This is a genomic window from Paraburkholderia edwinii (genome assembly GCF_019428685.1).
Lineage (GTDB): Bacteria > Pseudomonadota > Gammaproteobacteria > Burkholderiales > Burkholderiaceae > Paraburkholderia > Paraburkholderia edwinii.
This window is the reverse complement of sequence record NZ_CP080096.1, coordinates 699,666-720,982: the sequence shown is the minus strand read 5'-3', so window position 1 is coordinate 720,982 and position 21,317 is coordinate 699,666. Positions and strand designations below refer to the sequence as shown.

The 21,317-nt window shown below is 62.4% G+C and carries 17 protein-coding genes; 1 reads left to right on the top strand and 16 read right to left on the bottom strand.

All coding sequences use genetic code 11. The features are described 5' to 3' along the window. Positions 1-21: 21 nt before the first annotated feature. Positions 22-2,481, top strand: a complete 2,460-nt coding sequence (locus KZJ38_RS24905; RefSeq protein WP_425518411.1) for a TonB-dependent receptor — start codon at positions 22-24, stop codon at positions 2,479-2,481. Positions 2,482-2,577: 96 nt separating this feature from the next. Here KZJ38_RS24905 and KZJ38_RS24900 read toward each other — a convergent pair whose 3' ends face one another. From KZJ38_RS24900 to KZJ38_RS24825, 16 genes are all read right to left on the bottom strand, one after another. Beyond that, complete coding sequence (locus tag KZJ38_RS24900; protein ID WP_219802402.1) at positions 2,578-3,678, bottom strand: beta-propeller fold lactonase family protein; 1,101 nt, start codon at positions 3,676-3,678, stop codon at positions 2,578-2,580. A 590-nt stretch (positions 3,679-4,268) separates the two neighbouring features. Beyond that, complete coding sequence (locus tag KZJ38_RS24895; protein ID WP_219802401.1) at positions 4,269-4,973, bottom strand: transcriptional regulator NanR; 705 nt, start codon at positions 4,971-4,973, stop codon at positions 4,269-4,271. 107 nt (positions 4,974-5,080) lie between these two features. Next, positions 5,081-6,466: a 3-oxo-isoapionate kinase OiaK gene (gene oiaK / locus KZJ38_RS24890; protein WP_219802400.1), complete on the bottom strand. Its 1,386-nt coding sequence runs from the start codon at positions 6,464-6,466 to the stop codon at positions 5,081-5,083. Between the two features lie 9 nt (positions 6,467-6,475). Further along, entirely contained in the window at positions 6,476-7,720 is a 1,245-nt protein-coding gene (locus KZJ38_RS24885; protein WP_219802399.1) for a ribulose-bisphosphate carboxylase large subunit family protein, read from the bottom strand. Between the two features lie 103 nt (positions 7,721-7,823). Further along, positions 7,824-8,654 (bottom strand): phosphogluconate dehydrogenase C-terminal domain-containing protein, encoded by an 831-nt coding sequence (locus KZJ38_RS24880; protein ID WP_219802398.1) that lies wholly within the window; start codon positions 8,652-8,654, stop codon positions 7,824-7,826. Between the two features lie 38 nt (positions 8,655-8,692). Next, positions 8,693-10,777, bottom strand: a complete 2,085-nt coding sequence (gene apnL / locus KZJ38_RS24875; RefSeq protein WP_219802397.1) for a D-apionate lactonase — start codon at positions 10,775-10,777, stop codon at positions 8,693-8,695. Continuing rightward, positions 10,774-11,889 carry a Gfo/Idh/MocA family protein gene (locus KZJ38_RS24870; protein WP_219802396.1) on the bottom strand — a complete coding sequence of 372 codons (1,116 nt, stop codon included), beginning with the start codon at positions 11,887-11,889 and terminating at the stop codon, positions 10,774-10,776. The genes apnL and KZJ38_RS24870 overlap by 4 nt, the downstream gene beginning before the upstream one ends. Before the next feature lie 3 nt (positions 11,890-11,892). Continuing rightward, entirely contained in the window at positions 11,893-12,960 is a 1,068-nt protein-coding gene (locus KZJ38_RS24865) for an ABC transporter permease (RefSeq protein ID WP_219802394.1), read from the bottom strand. Positions 12,961-13,061: 101 nt separating this feature from the next. Next, the gene (locus KZJ38_RS24860; RefSeq protein WP_219802389.1) at positions 13,062-14,630 is read right to left on the bottom strand and encodes a sugar ABC transporter ATP-binding protein; all 1,569 of its coding nucleotides are present in this window, start codon (positions 14,628-14,630) and stop codon (positions 13,062-13,064) included. Further along, positions 14,627-15,295, bottom strand: coding sequence for a DUF2291 family protein (locus tag KZJ38_RS24855; RefSeq protein WP_219802388.1), 669 nt, complete (start codon positions 15,293-15,295; stop codon positions 14,627-14,629). The genes KZJ38_RS24860 and KZJ38_RS24855 overlap by 4 nt, the downstream gene beginning before the upstream one ends. Before the next feature lie 127 nt (positions 15,296-15,422). Next, positions 15,423-16,361, bottom strand: a complete 939-nt coding sequence (locus KZJ38_RS24850; protein WP_219802386.1) for a D-ribose ABC transporter substrate-binding protein — start codon at positions 16,359-16,361, stop codon at positions 15,423-15,425. A gap of 246 nt (positions 16,362-16,607) precedes the next feature. Then, positions 16,608-17,624, bottom strand: coding sequence for a D-2-hydroxyacid dehydrogenase (locus KZJ38_RS24845; RefSeq protein ID WP_219802385.1), 1,017 nt, complete (start codon positions 17,622-17,624; stop codon positions 16,608-16,610). 12 nt (positions 17,625-17,636) lie between these two features. Continuing rightward, a complete protein-coding gene (locus tag KZJ38_RS24840) occupies positions 17,637-18,146 on the bottom strand; it encodes an aromatic-ring-hydroxylating dioxygenase subunit beta (RefSeq protein WP_219802383.1) in 510 nt (169 codons plus the stop codon). Next, positions 18,139-19,395: an aromatic ring-hydroxylating dioxygenase subunit alpha gene (locus KZJ38_RS24835; protein WP_219802381.1), complete on the bottom strand. Its 1,257-nt coding sequence runs from the start codon at positions 19,393-19,395 to the stop codon at positions 18,139-18,141. Before KZJ38_RS24835 ends, KZJ38_RS24840 begins: the two co-directional genes overlap by 8 nt. Further along, positions 19,392-20,354 carry an ABC transporter substrate-binding protein gene (locus KZJ38_RS24830; RefSeq protein WP_246641987.1) on the bottom strand — a complete coding sequence of 321 codons (963 nt, stop codon included), beginning with the start codon at positions 20,352-20,354 and terminating at the stop codon, positions 19,392-19,394. The genes KZJ38_RS24835 and KZJ38_RS24830 overlap by 4 nt, the downstream gene beginning before the upstream one ends. A gap of 130 nt (positions 20,355-20,484) precedes the next feature. Next, positions 20,485-21,225, bottom strand: coding sequence for a GntR family transcriptional regulator (locus tag KZJ38_RS24825; protein ID WP_219802378.1), 741 nt, complete (start codon positions 21,223-21,225; stop codon positions 20,485-20,487). Between the last annotated feature and the right edge of the window lie 92 nt (positions 21,226-21,317).

Here is a 21,317-nt window from a genome sequence, read left to right as displayed (position 1 = left end):
AAGCATATGGAGACGCTGACGATGAGAACGATGCCACGCAAAAAGCGGTGCGTGCAGGCGTTAAAACCCCGAGTTGCGCTGCGGCTTTCCGTTGCCGCCGTGCTGGCCGCCATGGCGGCGGCTTCGTGGGCACAGACGGAAAGTTCAGTGGGCACGGCCGACGCGGCGGCTAGTGGGCAAGCGCAAGGTCAAACACAGGGCCAAATGTTGGGGCAAGCAGAGGGAGCGCCCGACGCGCAAACAGAGGCGGCTCCTTCGGACAATGCCGCGGGGAACACGCCACAGCAGACGGCGCAAAACGCTCCGGCGTCGTCCGACCAGGAAACCGTACTCCCGAATATTCTCGTCATCGGCACGACACCGCTGGTCGGCATCGGCACGCCGATTCAACTCGTGCCGGCCAACGTCCAGACGATCCGCGGCAGCCAGATCGTCCAGCAGAACTCGCATACGCTGACCGACTACTTCGCGAACAACCTGCAAAGCGTCGACCTCAACGATGCGCAGGGCAATCCGTGGCAGGCCGACGTCAACTATCGCGGCTTCACCGCGTCGCCGGTGCTCGGCACGCCGCAGGGGCTATCGGTGTTTCTCGATGGTGTCCGTGTGAACGAGCCGTTCGGCGACGTCGTGAACTGGGATCTGATTCCGCAGGCCGCCATCGAGACCGTGCAGGTCATTCCGGGCTCGAACCCGACCTTCGGTTTGAACACACTGGGCGGCGCAATTGCGATCACGACGAAAAACGGCCGCTCGAATCCGGGCGGCGAAGCCGAGATCCAGGGCGGTTCGTGGGGCCGCAAGCTCGCGCAGATCCAGCAAGGCGGCGTGATCGGCGATTCGCCCCTCGATTACTACTTCACCGCCAACATCACGAACGACGACGGCTGGGCCGATCACAACTCAAGCCGCTTGCGCCAAGCGTTCGGCAAGCTGCGCTACATGGATTCGTCGACGACGATTTCGGTTTCGATGGGCGGCGCCGACAACACATTGAACGGCTCGCAGACCATTCCGCGATCGTTTCTCAGCAACTGGTCTCAGGCTTACACGTTTCCGGACACGAACGAAAACCAGCTCGGCTATCTGACCATCAACGGTTCGCACTATTTCACGCCCGACATCGAAATCACCGGCAATGCGTACTACCGGCACTACCGCAACGTGAACACAAGCAGCAACGTGAACGACGACTTCGATCCGGACGACGACGACGAACCGCCGGCAACGAACGCGCAGTCGGTGATCGTGACCGACAGCTACGGCGCGAGCCTCCAGGCGACGTTCCTGCAAAAGCTCTTCGGCAAGAACAACCAGTTCACCGTGGGCGCGGCCGCCGACCTGGCGAACACGCACTTCACGCAATCGCAGCAGAACGCGTTCTTCACCGACACGCGCGCGACGATCGCCGACGGTCCCTTCGTGCAGCAGACCGACGCGAAAACGCGCAACGAAAACTACGGCATTTACTTTACCGATACGTTCTCGTTCACCGACGAATGGTCGATGACGGTTGCGGGCCGTTATAACTGGGCGCGGGCCAAAATCGGCGACGAAAGCGGCATTCAGCCGCTGCTCGACGGCAATCACACGTTCTCGCGCTTCAACCCTGCGGTCGGCATCAACTGGAACCCGACCTCGTCGTTCACCGCGTACTTTACGTATAACGAAGGGATGCGCACGCCGACGTCGATCGAACTCGCGTGTGCGGATCCGGCCGCGCCGTGCTCGCTGCCGAACGATTTCATCGCGGACCCGTCGCTGAAACCCGTGATATCGAAGACATTCGAGGTCGGCGCGCGCGGGCGGATCGGCAGCCATACACAATGGAGTGCAGCCGCATTCAGCACGACGCTCGACGACGATATCCAGTTCATCAGCAGCAACGGCGCGTCGAGCACGCTCGGCTTTTTCCAGAACGTCGGCAAGACGCGCCGGCAAGGCTTCGAACTGGCAGGGCGCACGCAGTGGGGGCCGCTCGGCGTTGCGGCGAGCTATAGCTATGTGAACGCGACCTACCGCTCGACGTGGACCGAAAACAGTGCGAGCAACTCAAGCGCCGACGCTGACGGCAATATCACCGTGCACTCAGGCGACCGTATTCCCGGTATTCCGGCAAACACGGTGAAATTGCGGCTCGACTATCAGGCGCTGCCGCAATGGAACATCGGCACGAACCTCGTCTACCGCAGCAATATCTTCGCGCGCGGCGACGAGGACAATCAGGATATAAACGGCACGCTCGCTGGGTACTTCCTCATCAACCTCGATACGACGTACAACGTCACGAAGCACTTCCAGGTATTCGGTTCGATCCAGAATCTGCTGAACAAGCGCTATGCGACGTTCGCGGTGCTCGGCCAGAACTTCTTCAACGGGCCAAACCATACATTCTCGCCCGACGACGTCACGAACGAGCAGTTTCTTGGGCTCGGCGCGCCGCGCGGGTTCTGGGTCGGGATGCGGTATCAGTGGGATTGATGCGGCGCCGTACCGGTCTGCTGATGAAAATGCAACGGGCGGCGTAATGCGTTACGCCGCCCGCGAAACAATCGATGCTTGATGGGCTTTCGCCCGTTACCGTGCCGATTCGATCGAACCTGAGCTCGGCGGCGACGTGACGATGCCCCACGCGAGCGGCAGATTGCCGATCTGGCCGACCGTCTGATAATTCGACGCATCGAGCACATAAACGGCATTCGAACGGCCACACGCAAGCAGCAGTTTCGAGCCGTCCGGCGTAAAGCTGAAATGCCAGCAACGCTGACCGACCGGCACGTCGGCGACATGCGCGTAGGTCTTCGCGTCGAACACCTGCAGCGTCTTGTCGCGCGCCGCCGCCACGATCAGATGCTTGCCGGTCGGATCGAACGCGACGCCATAGGGGCCGAGCTTGGTGTCCACGGTCTTCACCGGTTTAAAGCTCGCTGCATCGAGTACGACGAATTTCCCCGTGTTTTCGAGCGTGACGACGTACTGCTTGCCGTCCGGCGACACCTTGATGCCGCGCGGACGCGAGCCGGCGTCGAGTTTCAGCGTGCGCAACAGCTTGCCCGTGCCCGTCTGATAGACCGACACCGTATCGTCGCCTTCGTTGGTGACGAGCATCTCGTGGCCGTCCGGCGAGAATTCGACGCCCTCGGTTTCGTGGCCGCTTTTCACGGAGCGCAGCACCTTCATCGTCTTCAGGTCGACGATGGCAATTTCGGCCGGCGGGCTATTTGCGTCGTCGTCATCGTCGTGGCCCTTGCCCGCCTGCTTTTCGCCTTGCTGCGCGGGCTTTGCGCCCCCTTGTAGCGCTTCAGGCGGCGGACCGCTTTCGCCGGGCTCGTAGGTGACGTAGGCGTAGCCACGATGCACGCGGACGAACTCAGGGTTTTTGCCGATCTTCACGCGATCGACCACTTTGCCTGTCGACGTATCGATCGCGATCAGTTCGCCGGTCTTGGCCGCCACAAGCAGACGCTTGCCGTCCGCCGTGAGGCTCAGGCCGCGCGGGCCGTCCTTGCCGAGCGAAATGGTTTTTTCGAGCGACATATTGCCGAGATCGATAATGCCGACACCGTTCGTCTCGCTCGTCACGTAGGCGATTGGCGCCGCGGAGGCGTAAGCGGTGGCCGCGGCGAACGCGGTCACTGCGAATAGCGCGGCATGCGCGCTTTTTGTTGTGCGATGCATTTGAATGTCTCCACCGGTTGTTCTTGGAGCGAGGACTTGCAGGCGCTATGCCGCGGCCCGATTGACGCGCAGCAGCATGCAGGCGACCACGCGCCCCTCAATCAGTTTGGGCATTGCATCGTGTGTTGACAACGAAATGGGGCGGGAGTTTTTCCCGAATTGGCACGAAAAGCGTGATGTGGCTCAATGCCGGGCCACAAGCGAGACAATCATGACCATCGACCATCCGCTCGACGCGGCCCCTTTGCATGGGTCTATTCAATGAAAACGCATCTTTTGCGCGCGATCGTGGCGCTACTCGCCGCCGGCGCGCTACTGCAGCTTGCCGCGTGTGGTACGGGTGCGCCGGCGCAGCGCCCGAATGCGAACTGGGAACCGGGGTGCACGGGGCCCGCCAGTTTTTGTGTGCCGTTTTTTGGTCCTTAAGACGCTGTGCGGCTCAGCATCGCATGATGTTTCTTTGGAAGGCCAATGCGCCATTTCACCCCGGCCGGCGAGCATTGAGCCACCAATAAGGCGGCACGCAAGGGCAAATCTGAATACGAGCACACTAGCCCTCTAACTGCCCGGGCGGGTCGCTGGAAGCGACGCTATGTGCCCAAGGTCCGATAGAGATCGTTCGCACGCGTCAAATGCGCACTCATCGCATCGGCCGCCGCATCACCATCATTTTTCGCAATCGCGTCGACAATGCGTTGATGCTCCGCCAGCGTCAATTCCTCGGCGCCCGGCGCGCGCACCATCGGCCGATAGTATTCGCCGGCCCAGCGAAACAGCGCTTCGACGATCGACGGGAAAATCGGATTGCCGCTGATCCTCGCGATCTCGCGGTGAAACGCCATATCGCGCTCGATAAACTCTTCGAGATCGACCATCGACGCGCGATGCTCGGCAATGCTCGCCTGCAGCCGCGCAACGTCCTCTTCGGTCGCGCGCTCGGCGGCCATACGTGCGGTGCCCGTTTCGAGGAAGAGGCGCGCATGCTTCACATGCTCGAGCATGTCGGGGTGCGTGCGCAGCAGATGCATCGCGCCGCTCGCCACTTGCCCGAGCAGACGGTCCGCAGTCGGCACGACGACGCGCGCGCGTTCGCCATGCGCAATCTCGACGATGCCGGAACGCTCGAGCGTCTGCAATGCCTCGCGTACCGCGGGCCGCCCAACGCCGTAGATCTCCATCAACTCGCGCTCCGACGGCAGTTGCGCGCCGGGCCCGATTTCACCCGAGCGAATGCGCTCCATCAGTCGATCCACGACTTCCTGGTAAAGTTTCCGGCGCGGGATGATCTCGCCCATTGCAATCCTGCTTCAATCAACTGGTCTCTGGTGTGATGACATTACCATACACGTTCATGCGTTGATAGGCCGATTGTCGTCGGCGTGTTGCGACTATCGATGCCTTGTTAGACGATGCGGCCTTCCCTCACGTCGCCGAAAAATCCGGCGCCGCCCATCTGTCCACCCTTCAGCACGATTTCGAGCCCGTCGCGCCGCGGCTGCGACGACCACGCGCGGCACAACGGCGCGCCGGGCGCGAGGCCTGCCGCGACGCTCAATGCATCGATGCCGAGCGTGCTTGCGACTTCGCCCGAGCTATCTCCGCCCGCGACTACAACGCGCTTGATATCGACACGATCGAGCAGCGTGCGCATCACTTCGGCGAGTGCGCGGCCGACATCGCGTGCCGCGTCGTGACGAGTGAGCCCCGCCTCTTTCGCGATCGCATCGAAGCCGGTCACGGCCGGATCTTCGGGGCCTTCGGCGCTATGAACGAGCGCGCTCTGTCCGCGGCTCACGGCTTGCGCGGATACGCTCACCACGCGCTCGATTTCCGCATTTGCTGTTTGAGCGTCGAGCGCACGGCGCAGGTCGAGCCGTTCGACGTGAAATCCATTTGCACGCGCCCACGCGATCTGCGTGGCTGTAACCGGCGAACAGCTGCCGCTCACTGCAGCGATGACATCGGCTGGTCGCGCTACAGGCAGAGAAGGCGCGACGGGCAGCCAGCCCCGCGCGCGCCAATGCGCGGCAAGCGCGTACTGCAAACCCGACGACGATGCGCTGAATACGCCCTCGCCGCGCCGCTCCCATACGAGTTGCCCGGCCGTGGCGAGCGTTTCGTCGTCGAGCACATCGATTAGTACGACCGGCTTGTCGTCGCCTTCAAGCGCTGCGACACGCTTCGACCCTTCGTTTGCACGAAGTTGCAGCATATCGACAAGCTCGATGCGCCTTGAGGTCTGCTTGCCCAGATGCAGGCGCAAATCCGCTTCATCCATCGGCGTAACCGGATGACGCGCCATAGTCGGGTGTCGGTCGAGCCGGTAACCGACACCATTCACCGCCGCGAACAGATTGCCGAACATCTGATAGCGCTTGAGGCGCGGCGCGCCGATCACCATCGGCGACCAGCGCGCGCGCATCGCATCGACACCGATGTCGATCGCGGCGCCGATCGATCCGATTTCCGGCGACGAATCGAATGTCGAGCACACCTTGTATTGCAGAATCGGCGCGCCTAATGCCGCGAGGCTTGCGAACGCGGACGGCAACACGTCGCGCATCCAGGCGCGACTGCGCCCGCGCGACGAACCCGCGAGGCCGACGCAGCGCACGTTGGGAAAACGCGCGAGCAGTGCGGGCGTCGGCGTGTCGAGACAGAGCACCGTCGGCACGCCGGCGGCCGTCATCGCTTCCATCGCGTCGGTCGATCCGGTGAAGTCGTCGCCATAGTAGGCAAGCAGCAAGCCGGCGGGGAGCGCTGCATTCGACGATGCGTCAGCGGCCATATTGCGTGCTCATTTCCAGAAATCGAGGGCGGCACGCAGCGGCTCGTGCCTCGCAGCATGCTGGTCGAGCGGCACGCCTTCGATCGCTGCAACCCACGCTTCGCGCAACGCTTCGACGCCTGCCGCGACGCCCTGCGGATGGCCGAAAATGCCGCCGCCGGCCGTGTGGATCAGATCGGCACAACCGATCGCCGCATACGTGTCCGCCGCTTGCAGACCCGTTTGCCCGGAGCTGAAGACCGGCATGGCGGGCATCGGGGCTCGCGGCATCACCGGCGCAAGCACGGCGCGCGCGGCGGCGATCACGCTTGCATCGGGCTCGCTGAACTTGTTGCGCAGCCCATTCACGTGCATATGATCGGCGCCGGCCATGCGCCAGATCATTTGCCACGGCGCGTAGTCCCAACCGAGTTCAGGGCTGCGCGACAGATAACCCCATCCGGCGCGATGCGCGTGAATCGGCAGCTGCGCGTGACGTCGCAACTCATGCATGCCGACGAGGCCCACCGAGTTGAGCACGACCATCACGCACGTGCCGCCGTGTTCGAGCACGAGATCGTGACGCCGACGCATCTGATCGAGCTCGCCCGTCAGGTTGAACGCCACCATGACCTTCTTGCCGGTACGATCCGCATGCTCGTTGACGACGCGCATGACCGCTTTCACGCGCTCGTCGAACGGACAATGTGGGCCATCGGCCTGCAGCTCGTCATCCTTGATGAAATCGATGCCGCCTTCCACGAGCTCTCGCACCTGCTGCGCCGTTTCTTCCGGCGAGAGCCCGACGCTCGGCTTGATGATCGTGCCGATCAGCGGCCCATGCGTCACGCCGGTCAGGCGCCGCGTGCCTTCTATACCGAACGCCGGCCCCTCATACGCAGCGGCAAACGAAGGCGGCAGCATCAGCCCGGTAAGCCGCAGCCCCGACACCTGACGCAACTCGAAGAGATTGCCCGCGATCGTCGACATCAGGTTCGGCAGCGAAGGCCCGAAATTTTCGATCGGCCACGACAGTTCGAGCGTGCAGCGCGTATAGCGGTCCGCACGCATGCCGCCGGGCAGACTCGGCGCGCCGACAGTTTCGATCACCTCGAGCCGCTCGACACGCGCGCCCGAACGCGCCTTCAGTTCGGGCGTCTCGTTCGGCAGCGCGACGAAAGTGCCGCTCGACTGCTCGCCGGCGATTACGTCGGCGGCGCGGCGCGGATCGTCGCCGGTTTCGAGCCAGTAGGTAGCGTGGATGCGTTCGCTCACAGTACAAGCCTCTATTCGGTATCTACGGAAGCGACTTAAGCTTCGAAATCGGAAACGTCGCAATCGCGAACGTGCGGGTGCGAAATGCCACGTACTGCAGGCATCAGGTAATGCGGCGAATGCTTTCGGCGATTTCCGCGCGATCGAACACGTTCTTCCAGTCGTCGCGCATGAGCCGCGGCTTGCCAAACTGAATCGCCTTATTGCACGCGTCGGAAAACGCGCCGGGGATTTCGTTGAAAATCACCGCGCTCAGGATGTTCATATGGCCGAGCAGGAAATCTCGCGCCGCTTGCTCGGGCACACCGCGTTTCACGGTTTCATCCATCGCTTCGCGCATCACGTAGAGCAGCGTCGCGCAGACCGTCTCCGAAAGGCCCGGCTCGAGAATCGCCATCTGATCGACGCTCAGACGATACGAACGCAGGATCGGCGCGTAGATTGTCTTCGCGACGTCTTCACCGAGATCGAATGCGGATTCGGGGCCTTGCATCAGCGCGCTCGTAATCGATTGCTTTGCGTGCAGGCCGCCGAAGTGATCGTGCAGTGCTTCAGGCGTGGTCTCGTCGCTGAAAATCAGCGGATGGCACGGGTGCGCGACGAAATACGTGAGGTCGGGCCTGTCGGGCAAATGGCCGGCGAACGGCGCCGCTGCATCGAGCGTCATCACCATCGTGCCTGCCGCGAGCTTCGGCGCAATGTCGTGGCTCAGTTTGCCGATCAGGGTGTCAGGCACCGCGAGGATCACAACCTGTGCACCGTCGAGCGCGGTATCCACCGGCACACAGTCGACGTTCAGTTCATCCTTCAAGCGCTTGCGGCCGGCTTCGCTGACTTCGATATGCGAAACGCGGTAGTCCGACTTGAGCAGGTTGCGCGTCAGGCGGTAGCCCATCTTTCCGCCGGCGCCAAACAGGGCGATCTTCTCTTTCATCGTGCTCTCTCCTTACTGGGGGTTCGTGGTGTGCCGGTTTATTTCGACGCTTTATATGTTTCCGCCGCTTCGGATACGGCAATGAGGCACGCGAACGGCGGCAGCGTGACCGGCTGCGAAAGCGATATCGCTTGAGTGGCGATCGACGCGGTTTCGATGTCGAGCGCGGAGTTCTCGTCGATGCGAGTCACGTGCCACTCGCTGATTTGTTTGACGCCTGTGTCGAGCTTTACCGTGCGGGCGGAGTCGGTCAGGTTTGCGAGTAGCAGGTGCACGCGGCCTTGAACGTCGCGGGCTGCCATGCAGGCGATAGCGCGCGATTCATGCGCGCAATGCAGGCGCGTTGCGCCGGCCATTTGCGCCAGTGCGTATGCCACATGGAAGGCTGGATAGAGGCGCAGGTTGTCAGCGCCGATCGCGCCGTCTGCATCGCTTTTGTCGCTAGTAACGTTCGTCCGGTTCGCCGCGCCAACGACATCCGCCAGGCCGCGAGCGCCTGTCAGCGCGCCTAACGTGAACGTTTCGAGCCGCGCACCGGCCAACGCCGCTGCATAACCCACGAGCCACGCCGCGCCGAACAACGCACGCTGTCGCGGATCGCGCTCCGCCATCGCGATCCGCTCGCCGCGCGGGTTCGGCATGACGCGCGAACCATACGGGTTTTGCCGCATGCCGATCGATACCGGGCCGATTGCATACGGCTGCGCGCCGATCAGCGCACGGCAGGAGCGCGTGATATGCGGTATCGCTTCGAGCGTCTGCATCACGCCGCGATCGTCGGCGGCATGCACGATCGGGCAAGTCGCATGCGTCACCCAGTCGACGAGTTCGAGCGGCGGGCGCTTGCGGTTCAGCTCGGTGAAGTAGCTAAGCATCCCGCCGCCCAGACGCAGCGATCCGAACACGCGGCGCGCCTCACGATAGACCTCGTCGAGCGCGGGACACGGTGGACTGATGCTGCCCGGAGGATTCGACTGGCGATGCACCGACGGACTCACGACGATGCCTGTCAATGCGAGCTTTGCAGCATCGATTTGCGCCGCCAAGGTTTCGATTTCCGCGCGCGGCGTATCGACGCCGGGCAACGCGTATTCGAGCACCGCCGGAATGCCGGATCCGCGTTGCAGCGCGGCAAATCGTTCGAGTTCGCGAGTGCCGTGGCCGGCGAGCGGATCGAAGCTAAACGTGAGTTGTTGCGGAGCGAGTTCCGCAAGCAGCGCGAGGTGTGCGAGTGCGATGTCGGCTTCGTCAGCAGCGATCGCGACGCCGAGTGCGGGTATTGTTTCGTCGTTCCTGTCGCTTTGCGCATCCAGATCGATCCTGATCGTCTGCGCGCCCGACAGTTGAGGCGCTGGCGAATCTATACGCGCCTCGTGCGCTTCTTGAGCTTCGCTTACGCGCACCGCCTTCGCATCGACCGTCAGCGTAACCGACTGCTCGATAGTCGCACCCGCTTCGAGCGTATAAGGCCACGGCCATTCAAGCGGCCGCGAATACGTCTTGAACGACGCGTCGGACCAGTTGCGCTGGTCCTCCATTTCGAACACATCGCCCGTGAATGCGCAGCGCACGGCGATCGGCAAGCCGAGCGTCCCGCTTAAATCATGTTCGATCGACCGGATGTCCTTGAACGGCTGCCACGGATCGATCAGAGTCGGAAACGACACCTGTTCGACGGTGCTGTCGCTGTGTTCGACACGCGCGGGCGCACCGGCCACGCCGTCGATCGGATGAAGCACGCAAAAGCCGCAACGCGCGGTCAGAAACGCGGTGTTCGCGGTCGCGCTTGCACGTAACGTGAGTGCGCCGTGTGCCGTACAGTCGATCGACAGTGAATAGCCGAGCGTGTCGCCATCAGGATTTACACACTGCGCGCGATAGGAAATGCGAAAGCCATCCTGCGTCTCGTCGATTTCGATGCCTTTGACCGTGGGGCGGCACGTGCCCCAATCCTTGTCGCGCACGAGAAAGGCAACGGCGCGAATCACTTCGATGTCTTGATAGTGGATAGCGTGCAATGCGCCGTCTATCAACGAGACCTTCCAGGGTCCCGCCGCCAATTGCCGCGCGTCAGGCACGCTTCGCGCCGTGCCGTAGTAGAGCATCGCGGTCGCGGCCTTCATGACGCCACCCACTGCGCGTGCGCGCGTTCCATTTGAGCCGGCGAACGCTCGAGTTCGGACAACGCGACACTGCGCCCTTCACGCGCGGACAGATAAGTTGCCTCGACAAGCGCAAGCGTACGCAGATTGTCGCGCCCGCTCGTCGCCGGTTCCACGCCGCGCCTAAGACACTCGGCCCAGTGCTGCTCGATGGCAAGCACGCTGCCCTGAATCGCTTCCCACGGCGAGCTCGCCCATCCAAGCGTCGGCGGCGCGACATGCCGTTCATCGGTGCCTGTCGCGGTATGAACCTGTAACCGATAATCCGCGAAAAGACGCAACGTGCCCTTCGAGCCGTCCACTTCAATCATCGTTTGCGGAAAATGCTCGTGCGGCAAACGCGTCGCATAACTGCAATCGACAACGCTTGTCACGCCGCCCTCATGGCTCATCAGGATCGTCGCCACATCCTCGCCGCGAATCGCGGGGTTCACGGTTCTGGTCGTCGCGCTAAGGCGTACGACGTCGCCGAACAGAAACCGCGCGATATCGAGAATATGAATGCCGAGGTCTTCGACAATAAAGCGCTCGCCGGTCGCGAGATACGGTTGCCCGCTGAATACGTCGAATGCCGAGCGAAACGACACGCGGCCCCAGAACGGCGCGCCGATTTCGCCGTTGCGCAACGCTTTACCGACCGCCTGAATCGCACTCTGCCAGCGGAAATTCTCATGCACCATCAGCGGCACGCCGGCTTCGCGGCAAGCATCGACCATCGCGTAGGCGTCGTCGAGCGTCTTCGCGAACGGCTTCTGGCAGATCGCCGCGACACCGGCCGACGCCGCAAGTTCGACAAGTGGCCGATGGCTCGCCACGGTCGTCGCGATATCGACGAAATCGAGACGCTCGTTTTTCAGCAGCGCCGCGGCATCCGTGTAGAGCCGTTCGATGCCGAACTCGCGGCCTGCCGCTTGCAGGCGCACTTCGTCCGCATCGCAGAGCGCAACGAGTTGCACGTCGCGAATATCGCGCCATGCATGCAGATGATTGCGCGCGAAGAATCCGCAACCGATCAGCGCGCCTTTCAAAGGCGCAACGGTTCCGCGTGAATGCTGGTCGACCGGTTCGCTCATCGCTTACGCTCCCGTCGCGGCCTGTTTCTGCAACGCAAAACGCTGCTGCACGCGCCGCTGGATCTGATCGACGACAACCGCCGCGACGATCACGACGCCCTTGATCACCGTTTGCCAGAACGCGCTGACGCCCATCATCACGAGCCCGTCGGACAGAATGCCGATCACGAACGCGCCGATAATCGTGCCGCCGATCTTGCCGCGCCCGCCCGACATCGACGTGCCGCCGAGCACCGCGGCGGCGATCGCGTTGAGCTCGAACGTCTCGCCGCTCATCGGGTGCGATGCGACGAGTTCCGACGAAATAATCAGGCCGACGATCGCCGCGCACAGGCCCGAAAACATATAGACGAACATCTGCACGCGATTCACGCGCACGCCGGACAGGCGCGCCGCGCGCTCATTGCTGCCGATCGCGTAGATTTGCCGGCCGAGCGGCGTGCGCCCGGCGATATACGCGGCAATCAGGCCCACCAGAACCAGCAGCCAGATCGTCAGCGGCACGCCGAGCACGGTGGCGCTGCCGAGAATTGGAAAGCCGGTCGTGCCGTAGTTGGGATTGCCGGTCAGATTCGGGAACGTCTCGCCGCCCGACGACAGCAGCGCGGCGCCGCGCGCGATATACAGCGTGCCGAGCGTGGCGATAAACGGCGCGACGTTCAGGCGCGTAATCAGCAAACCGTTGATGGCGCCGACCGCAACGCCCGTCAGCAGCGCCACGACGATCACCATCGGCACACTCAGATAGAGCGTGTATTCGCTGCCGATCGGAATGCCATGCAGAATCAGACCGCCCGCCACCATGCCCGTCAAACCGACGATCGAGCCGACCGACAGATCGATGCCGCCCGCGACAATCACAAAGGTCATGCCGATCGCGAGAAACGCATTGAGCGCGACGTGCCGCGACATGATCAGCAGGTTTTCGATGCTGAGAAAATTATGCGCCGCGAACGAAAAGAAGATCGCCACCGCAAACAGCGCGATAAACGTGCGCAGTTTGAGCAGCAGCAGAAGCGGAGCCTCGCCGATACTCGCGCCCGGTGCTTCGCTTTTGATGACCATCGTCATTTATGCTCTCCAGAGTAATGACTGGCAGTTCTCTCAAACGCGCGCTGACATTCGCATTGAAACGCGCGCTAAAACATGGGGCGGCAAGCGTCGCCACCGCATCACGCGGCGGCGCGCTGCTGCGCCGTCGCATGGCCGCCGACGCGATGTCCCACTGCCGAAGCCGCCACGAGCGCATCCTGCGTCGCATCGTCCGCTTCGAATTCCGCGGTGACGCGCCCGTTCGACATCACGAGAATGCGGTCCGACAGCGCCATCACTTCTTCGAGGTCGGACGTCACAAACAGAATGCCGAGCCCTTTTACCGCGAGGTCGCGCATCACCTTGAAAATGTCGGCCTTCGCGCCGACGTCGATGCCGCGGCTCGGTTCGTCCATTAGCAGCACTTTGGGGGTCGTCATCAGCGCGCGCGCAATGATCGTCTTTTGCTGGTTGCCGCCCGATAGCGAACTGACCGGCAGACGCCAGTCGGCCACCTTGATCGCGAGATCGCGGATGTAACCGGTAATCGAACGCTGTTCGCGCTGCGTGTTGAGATGAAAACCGCGCGCGAATTCGGCGAGGCTTGAAATCGTCATGTTTTCGCCGATCGACAGAATCGGCAGCAGCGCGTCGGCCTTGCGGTCTTCGGGAATCAGCGCAAGTCCTTCGGCGACGCGCCGCGCGATCGGCTGGCCGTTCAGCGGCTTGCCGCCGAGCACGACATCGCCGGTCGCATGCGGATGGCAGCCGAGAATGCATTCGAACAGTTCGGAGCGCCCCGCGCCCATCAATCCATAGATACCGACGATTTCACCCGCATGCAGCGACAGCGAAACGTGGTCAACAATCAGGCCGCTGCCCTTGCGCGGCAATGAGACGTCGCGTACCGCCAGCACTTCGGCGCCGCGCTCGTGACCGATCGGGCGAGAAAAGTCTTTCGTGTCGCGGCCGACCATTTGACGCACGATCCACGGCACATCGACTTGCGCCATTGGCTGGTTGCCGGTGATTCGCCCATCGCGCAGCACGGTAATGTAGTCGCCGATCCGAATCAGCTCTTCAAGACGATGCGAGATATAGACAATCGCAACGCCATGCGCCTTGAGATCCGCAATCACCTGAAACAGCACGTCCACTTCGGCTGCGCTCAATGCCGAGGTCGGTTCGTCGAGAATGAGGATGCGTGCGTCGTGCGCCAGCGCCTTAGCGATTTCGACAAGCTGCTGCTGACCGATCCGCAAATCTTCGACCAGCGTGTCGGGGCTCACGTCGAGTTCGAGGCGCTTCAACAGTTCGCGTACTTTTCTGCGTTGTGCATCGGCATCGATATCGATGCCGGCGCGCGTAATTTCATGCGCAATAAAGACGTTCTCGGCAATCGTCAGGTTCGGGAACAGATTGAGTTCCTGAAACACGATGCCGATGCCATGACGGAGCGCCTCGGAGCTGCTGGTTAGCTCGATCGGCTGGCCATCGAGCAACAGCCGCCCGGTGGTGGGCGCTTCCGCGCCCGCGATAATCTTCATCAGCGTCGACTTGCCGGCGCCGTTCTCGCCGACCAGCACATTCACCGCGCCACGCCGCACCGCGAAATTCACTTCCTTCAGCGCGACCGTGCCCGGATAGACCTTCGTCACGCCTTCCACATGCAGGATCACATCGTCGTTTTCGACCGGCGCCTCGCTCATGATTTATCTCCGAGCTTGACGCTAAGCGGCACGATCTCCGGTTGCTCGCTCGACGAGTCGTATGAGAACGCGCCCGTCACCGTGACTTGCTTGCCTTTGAGCGCATCGCGCGGCAACGGCTTCATCACGTGCGTCGCGGCGTAGCTGTTGAGCGCAGTGCCAAACTGCGCGTATTCGATCTGATTGCGGAAATTCGTGAATGAAATGAAATCGAGCGTATCGCGCAGCGTCGTGCCGAGTACCGTCGGACCGATATCGACAATTACGGCCGCTTTGCCGCTGCCGTCGATATCGATGCCAACCGTGCCCTGGCTCGACTGCGTGTCGACGTCGACGATCGTGCCTTGCACACGCGTCGGGAAATTCCATGGCGCGCCGTCATCTTTGCCGCGATAACCGTATTTCTTGCCTGCGGCGTCCGGGTCCGCCTTGATCGCGTCGCGCAGCGTCGGGTAGTCGGTCGCGCGCTTTTCGACGTCGGGAAGAATCTTCGTGCTCCACATCGATGCGACCATCGCATTCGGATCGAATCCGGCCGACGCATAGGTGCTGCCTGATCCGCTCGATGAGCCGTTCGCGGTCTGCGCGTCGTTCTTAACCAGCTTGCAGCCGAACACCGCCGCGCCCGCGGCAACCAGAAGCGCCGCGTACAGAAACCTTCTCATGGATGACACCTCACGGTACGCCGGATGAGAAACGCAGAAAACGCAGGAAACGAAGGAAACGAAGATGCAGGCGCGCTCGCCGGGCGCGGACGCATGCAGCGTCCGCGCGGCGCGCATTACATCGACATCAGCGCAAAGCGAACATATCGAGCTTGCCCGCGTTCGCCTTCGTGATCAGCGAGCAATTGATCAGCTGCTTTTCGGGCTTTCCGGTCGAGCCGGTTTTCATATACTTGTCGGCCTGATCGACGGCTTCGGTCGCCGCTTGCGCGGCCGGTTGCAGCACGGTCGCGCGGATGTCGTTGCGCATGATCGCGTCGCGCACATCGTTGCTGCCGTCGAAGCCAACCACGATCACATCGCTGCGTTTCGCCGCTTTCAGCGCCGCCGACGCGCCCATCGCCATGGTGTCGTTGCCGGCAATGACGCCTTTGATATCGGGGTGACTCTGCAGGATCGTTTCCATGACCTGGAACGCCTCGGTCTGGCTCCAGTTCGCCGATTGCCGCTCGACCATCTTCATGTTCGGGAACTGATCGATCACATCGTGATAGCCCTTTGAGCGGATGCCGGCGTTGATGTCCGCCTCGCGTCCGACGAGTTCAACGTAGTTGCCTTTCTCGCCCAGCGCCTTGACGAACGCGCGGCCGCCAAGCTGTGCGCCCTGGTAGTTGTTCGACACGATCTGCGAAATCGCGATGCCGGTCGCGTTGATTTCGCGATCGATCAGAAACGACGGAATGCCGGCCGCTTTGGCTTTTTTCACTGCGGCAATCGATGCTTCGGATCCCGCATTGTCGAGAATGATCGCCTTCGCGCCGCGGGCGATGGCGGTATCGACGAGGTTCGACTGCTTGTTCGCGTCGTCGTCGTGAACGAGCACGATGGTGTCGTAGCCGAGCGCCTTGGCACGCGCGTTCGCGGTGTCGGCTTCAGCCTTGAAGAACGGATTGTCGTGGGAAGGGGTAATGATGGCGATCAGATTCGCCGCCTGTGCGGCGCTGCTCGCGCCGGCGATCGTGAAAGTGGCCAACGCGAGCGCAAGCCACCGCTTCGATGCTTTCATCGTTTTGTCTCCTGACTGGTTAAACGCCTGTGCACTGCTTAAAACCAGCAGACGGCTTGTTTTTGCCTACATGTAACTTATGCCGTCATGAGGTCATCATACCAGTTAGAGAGTGAGCATCAAGCGAATTTGAGCCAGGGTTTTCGCGGATCGGGTTTAGGTTGAGCGCGTGCGGGCGAGCAGGCGAGGCGGGATGGGCGGGCTCTGCCGCCCACTGCGACGCAAGTGCATCGCAGTGGGATCGGTTCAGTACCCCTGTTCGCGGCTGACGATATTGGCGAGCGGTTCGCCGCGCAGCCATCTGGAAAAATTGCCGAACCACAAGTCGAGCACGCGCTGGTTATAGTCCGGCGCGTCGCATGAGATATGCGGCGTGACGATCAGGCCCGGCACGTCCCATACCGGGCTGTCGCCCTGAAGCGGCTCCGGGTCGAACACGTCGAGCACCGCACCGCCGCAGGCGCCCGTACGCAGCCGCTCGAACAAGGCCGGATAGTCGACGAGTGCGGCGCGCGACAGATTCACGACGCACGCGCCCTGTCGCATCGCCGCCAGCCGCGCGGCGGAAAGCAGGCCGCGCGTTGCCGGTGTCAATGGAGCCGTGACGACGACAAAATCCGCTTCGGGAAGCCATCTATCGAGCTCCGACACCGACGCCAGCCAATCGGGCATGTCCGCTCCCGATGCAGCCGACACCGGTGCGCGACCGCTGCGGTTGAACGCGATCACACGCAAACCGAGCGTCTTCGCGCCGCGGCTCGCCGTTAGGCCAAGATCGCCGAGGCCAATCAGAAGCGCAGTCTTGCCGCGAATCGGCGCGGTCAGCCGCGCATCCCAGCGGTGCTCATGCTGCGCGCGCAATACCGCGGGCAGTTGCGCATTCAACATCAGCAGCGCCATTTGCACGAACTCGCCGGCCTTGTCGACATGAATGCCGCTGCTGTTCGTCAATATCAGGTCGTCGCGCAGACGATCGAGCGGCAACAGCTGGTCGACGCCGGCGCCGGTCGTATGAATCCACTTCAGGCGCGGTGCCGCGTTGACCGCCGCGTGCGGGAAACGCGACGCCAGCAGAAAGTCGACGTCGTCGAGCGGCGTGGCGAACCGCTCGCCGTCCCATCCGAACGATATGTCGACGCGCCGCGCCAGTTCAGCATGGCGCAGCGACGCCTGCTGCCAGGCCGCGGGATCCAGATGGAAAGCGGGCGCCTGCCGGCTCTGGCTTTCGAGGTGCAGCCGGAAATGCTTTGTCGCATCGGTCATAGACACGACCGGTCACAAAGGCAACGCGACGAGCGTGTCGTAGCGGCACGAGTCGGTAACGACCGTCCGTTCGCGCAGCAGCGCAGCGTCGCCTTCGATGCTGACCGCGTCGACGTACCGGCCCGCGCTGAACACCATCATCGTCCCTTCATAGCCGGTGCGTACGACCATATAGCTGGTCTCGCAACGGATCGTGCCGTCCGTGTCGACGCCGACGATTTCCGTCGGGCTGATCACATGGCGATACACGTGCGGCTCGAACACGTTGACCGACTGTATCGAACTGACACGGTCGAGCAGCATGCCGCGCGTGTTGCAGAACCAGATGCCGAAATCGCGGCCTGCGTCGAAATCGGCGCGGGTCAGAATGCGATACGTGCAATCGTCGGCGAAGAACGTGGGCCACCGTTCGAGATCGCCATTGTCGATCGCGCTGCAATAGTGCGCATTGAGGCGGCTGATACACGCCTGCGCGTGCGTGCCGATTTCGATGTCGGAAAAACGCGTGGTCGTGCTAGACATGCATCAATTCCCGATAAAATTTCCAGAAGCCGCGCACGGACGTTTCCGTCGCGCGGGTCGCCATCGGTCCGGTGCCCTTGCCGCCCATCTCGATCACCGCCGCATCGTCGAGGTCGCCGCGAATGCCCTTCTCGACGAACGCGCCGATCGTGCCGTCCTCCATCGAAACAAACCCGGCCGGACCGACCAGGTTGCTTTGCTTGCGGCGGATCAGTGTTTGTTCCGGTGTGTCCTCCTCGAAACCGAGCACCGTCCAGATCAATTCGCAGCGATCGACTGCGAGCGGCACTACCTGACGCACGCCGATCGAATTCATGATCTGATGCAGCACGAAGCCCGGAAAGATGCTCTGGATCGCATTGGTGATCTGGTCCGGGTACTCCATCCACTGATCGATCAGCGACGGGTCTTTCAGCCCGAAGTCGTCGCGCATTGCGCGGATGATGCCGGAGTCGTATGCCGCGTCGCCGGCGTCGGTGAAGCGCTTCGTAAACGTGATGTGATGACGGCTGTCTTCATCTTGCAGCGTGCCGCCTTCGGCCGACAGCCGGTTGATCTTGAACGTCGAAAAGAATGCGTGCAGCAGGCTCGGGTGATAGTTGTCGCGACTATTCTCGACATACAGCTTCCAGTTGTTGTGCATCACCTGGCTGTAGCGGCCGAGAATTTTCGGCGTGCCGTATAGCGTGCGCTTGATATGCGCGACCATCGTTGGCCCGAGGTAGTCTTCGAGCGGCGGCGCTTCGTCCGAAAACGAACCGAACACGAGGCCGCGGATGCTCGCGACACGCAATGTGGTCAGGCGATACTGCGTCTTGTCGAAATCGTCGGGCATCCCGCCCTTGCCTTGCACGCCCTTTTCGAAGGCCACGCTCGTCAGCTCGCCTTCGAAGTTGTAGACCCAGTTGTGGTACGGACACACGAAGTTCGGCCGTTTGCGGTTGCCCTGCGCTTCGTAGCACAGCACGGAGCCCTTATGCACGCATTTGTTCACGAGGGCGCGGATGCCGCCGTCCTGATGCCGCACGACGATTACCGACGTATGCCCGACTTTCGTGGTGACGTAATCGCCGGGGTTCGGTATCTCGATGTCGAGGCACAGGAAGCTCCATGTCGGACCACGAAATACCGCGTCCTGCTCGCGTTCATAGGTGGTCGTATCGGAAAACACACGCAGCGGCACGCGAGTGATGCCTTCCGCAGGCCATACGATCCTGCTCGCCGGAAGCGCGACGGGACTTGTCGTCATTTCATTTTCTCCGCGTCAAGGTAGGGTTTCGGGTCGAACAGGTCCGCCGGCAATTCACCCTTCAGGGTGCCCGCCGCCTTGAACACGCCGAAGGTTCGCTTGAGCGTCGCGACGTCGTCGGGCCCGAATGCGACGGTGTTCATCGTGCTCCAGTGCTCGCCGTAAAAGCGTGCGCCGCTGTCGTTCAGGTTGGCCGCCTTCTTCAGGATCGACACGACCGCATCCGGATTCGCGGCGCCGAACTGCACCGCCGCGCGCATCGCAGCTAGCACCTTGGCCGCGTCGGCCGGATTGCTTTTCAGCCACTCGTCGCGCATCACGGCCACGCCGATGTACGGCGGCGACGACGAGCGAGTCATCTGCTTCCATTGGTCCGAGAGCGTGCCGAGCACGCGAATCCGGGTCGCGCTGTCGGACACCTGAGCGACCGTCGTCGGGCGCATCACCGCGGCGTCGACGTTCTTTTGCAGCAGAAACTGCGCGAGGCGAGGTTCGTCGCCGGCTACGAGGCGGTAATCGGCGAGCTTGAGGCCGTAGTTGCCGTCGAGCACCGCGGTGCCGACGCCCGTCGTGCCGCTGCCGAGCGGCGACATGCCGATTTTCTTGCCGCGCAGCTCGCCAGGGTTGCGAATCGGCGAATCGGCAAGCACCACGAGTTCCGCGTCGACCAGCTGCGTCGCCGCGACGATGCGCACCGGCACGCCCTGTTGCGCGAGGCTGAATGCGCCGGCAAGACTGGTGCCGAACGCGAGATCGATCGCATTGGACGCAAGCGCTGTGGTGGGCCCGTTCACATCGGGGAAATGCACGAACTTCACCTGCAAGCCCTGCTTCTCGAAGAACTTCTGTGCTTCGAGCACCGCGCCGAAACCGAGGCTGATGCCGCTCGTCCAGTAGCCGACGCGCAATTCGGCGGCAACGGCGCCGCGCATGGTGCCGAGCGCGAAGATGCACACCATTAGAAGCTGCGAGATAACGCGAGATATCTTCATTGTGTCGAACGCGGATGCGGCCATGCGGCCTGTGTGAAACGACCTCGAATCGAGGACCCCAATCCTGCTGCGAGGTATCGCGTCCTGCCCGCCTCGCTTACTTTCCGATTGCCATCAGCGGCGCATGCTCGAAATCCTGCTTCATGCTGCGCAATACGCGCTCCATCGTCATGTCGCGAAACCGTTCGACGTGCCGCCGCGCAATGCGCGACGCGGTCTTGCCGTCGCCGGCGCCGAGCGCTTCCGCCAGCATCCGGTGATCGCCGGAAATCTCCGGGCTGTCGTCTTCATCGCTAAAGCCGAGTGCGACGAGGCGCGCCATTTCGTCGAACAGCACCGAGATGCTGCGCACCAGACGCTCGTTTCCGGATGCCGACGCAATATGCAAATGAAACGCGCGATTGCCGTCGAGAAAGAAGCCGATCTGATTGCCGTGATTCTTCGACGCGGTATTACCGCGCGCCGCCTTGTCGATACGCATCAATGCTTTCGCATCGACGTGGCCGGCGGCGAGCCGCGCGGCTTCCGGCTCGAGAATCAGGCGCAGCGCAAACACTTCCTCGACGTCCTTCAGCGTGATCGGCACGACCACATAGCCGTGGCGCGGCACCGAACGCACGAGGCCGTCGTGCGTGAGGCGCGCAAGCGCAAGACGGCAGGTGGACTTGCCGACACCATATCGATCCATTAGCTCCGCTTCGGTCAGCATGCTGCCCGGCTGCAACGTGCAGGACAGAATGGCCTGCCTGATGGCGATATATGTGGACTCGCCAAGCAGCATGCTCTCGCCCGCCGCCTTACCCGCTGCCTTACCCGCTGATACGATCTTTGCTCGCATAGGACTTCGCTCCCCTTACCCGTGGTGTTTCGTTTGTTAGGCTTACGTGGCTTTGTGAGCACCTCACAGCCTTTCTGAAACCCATTCTAGGA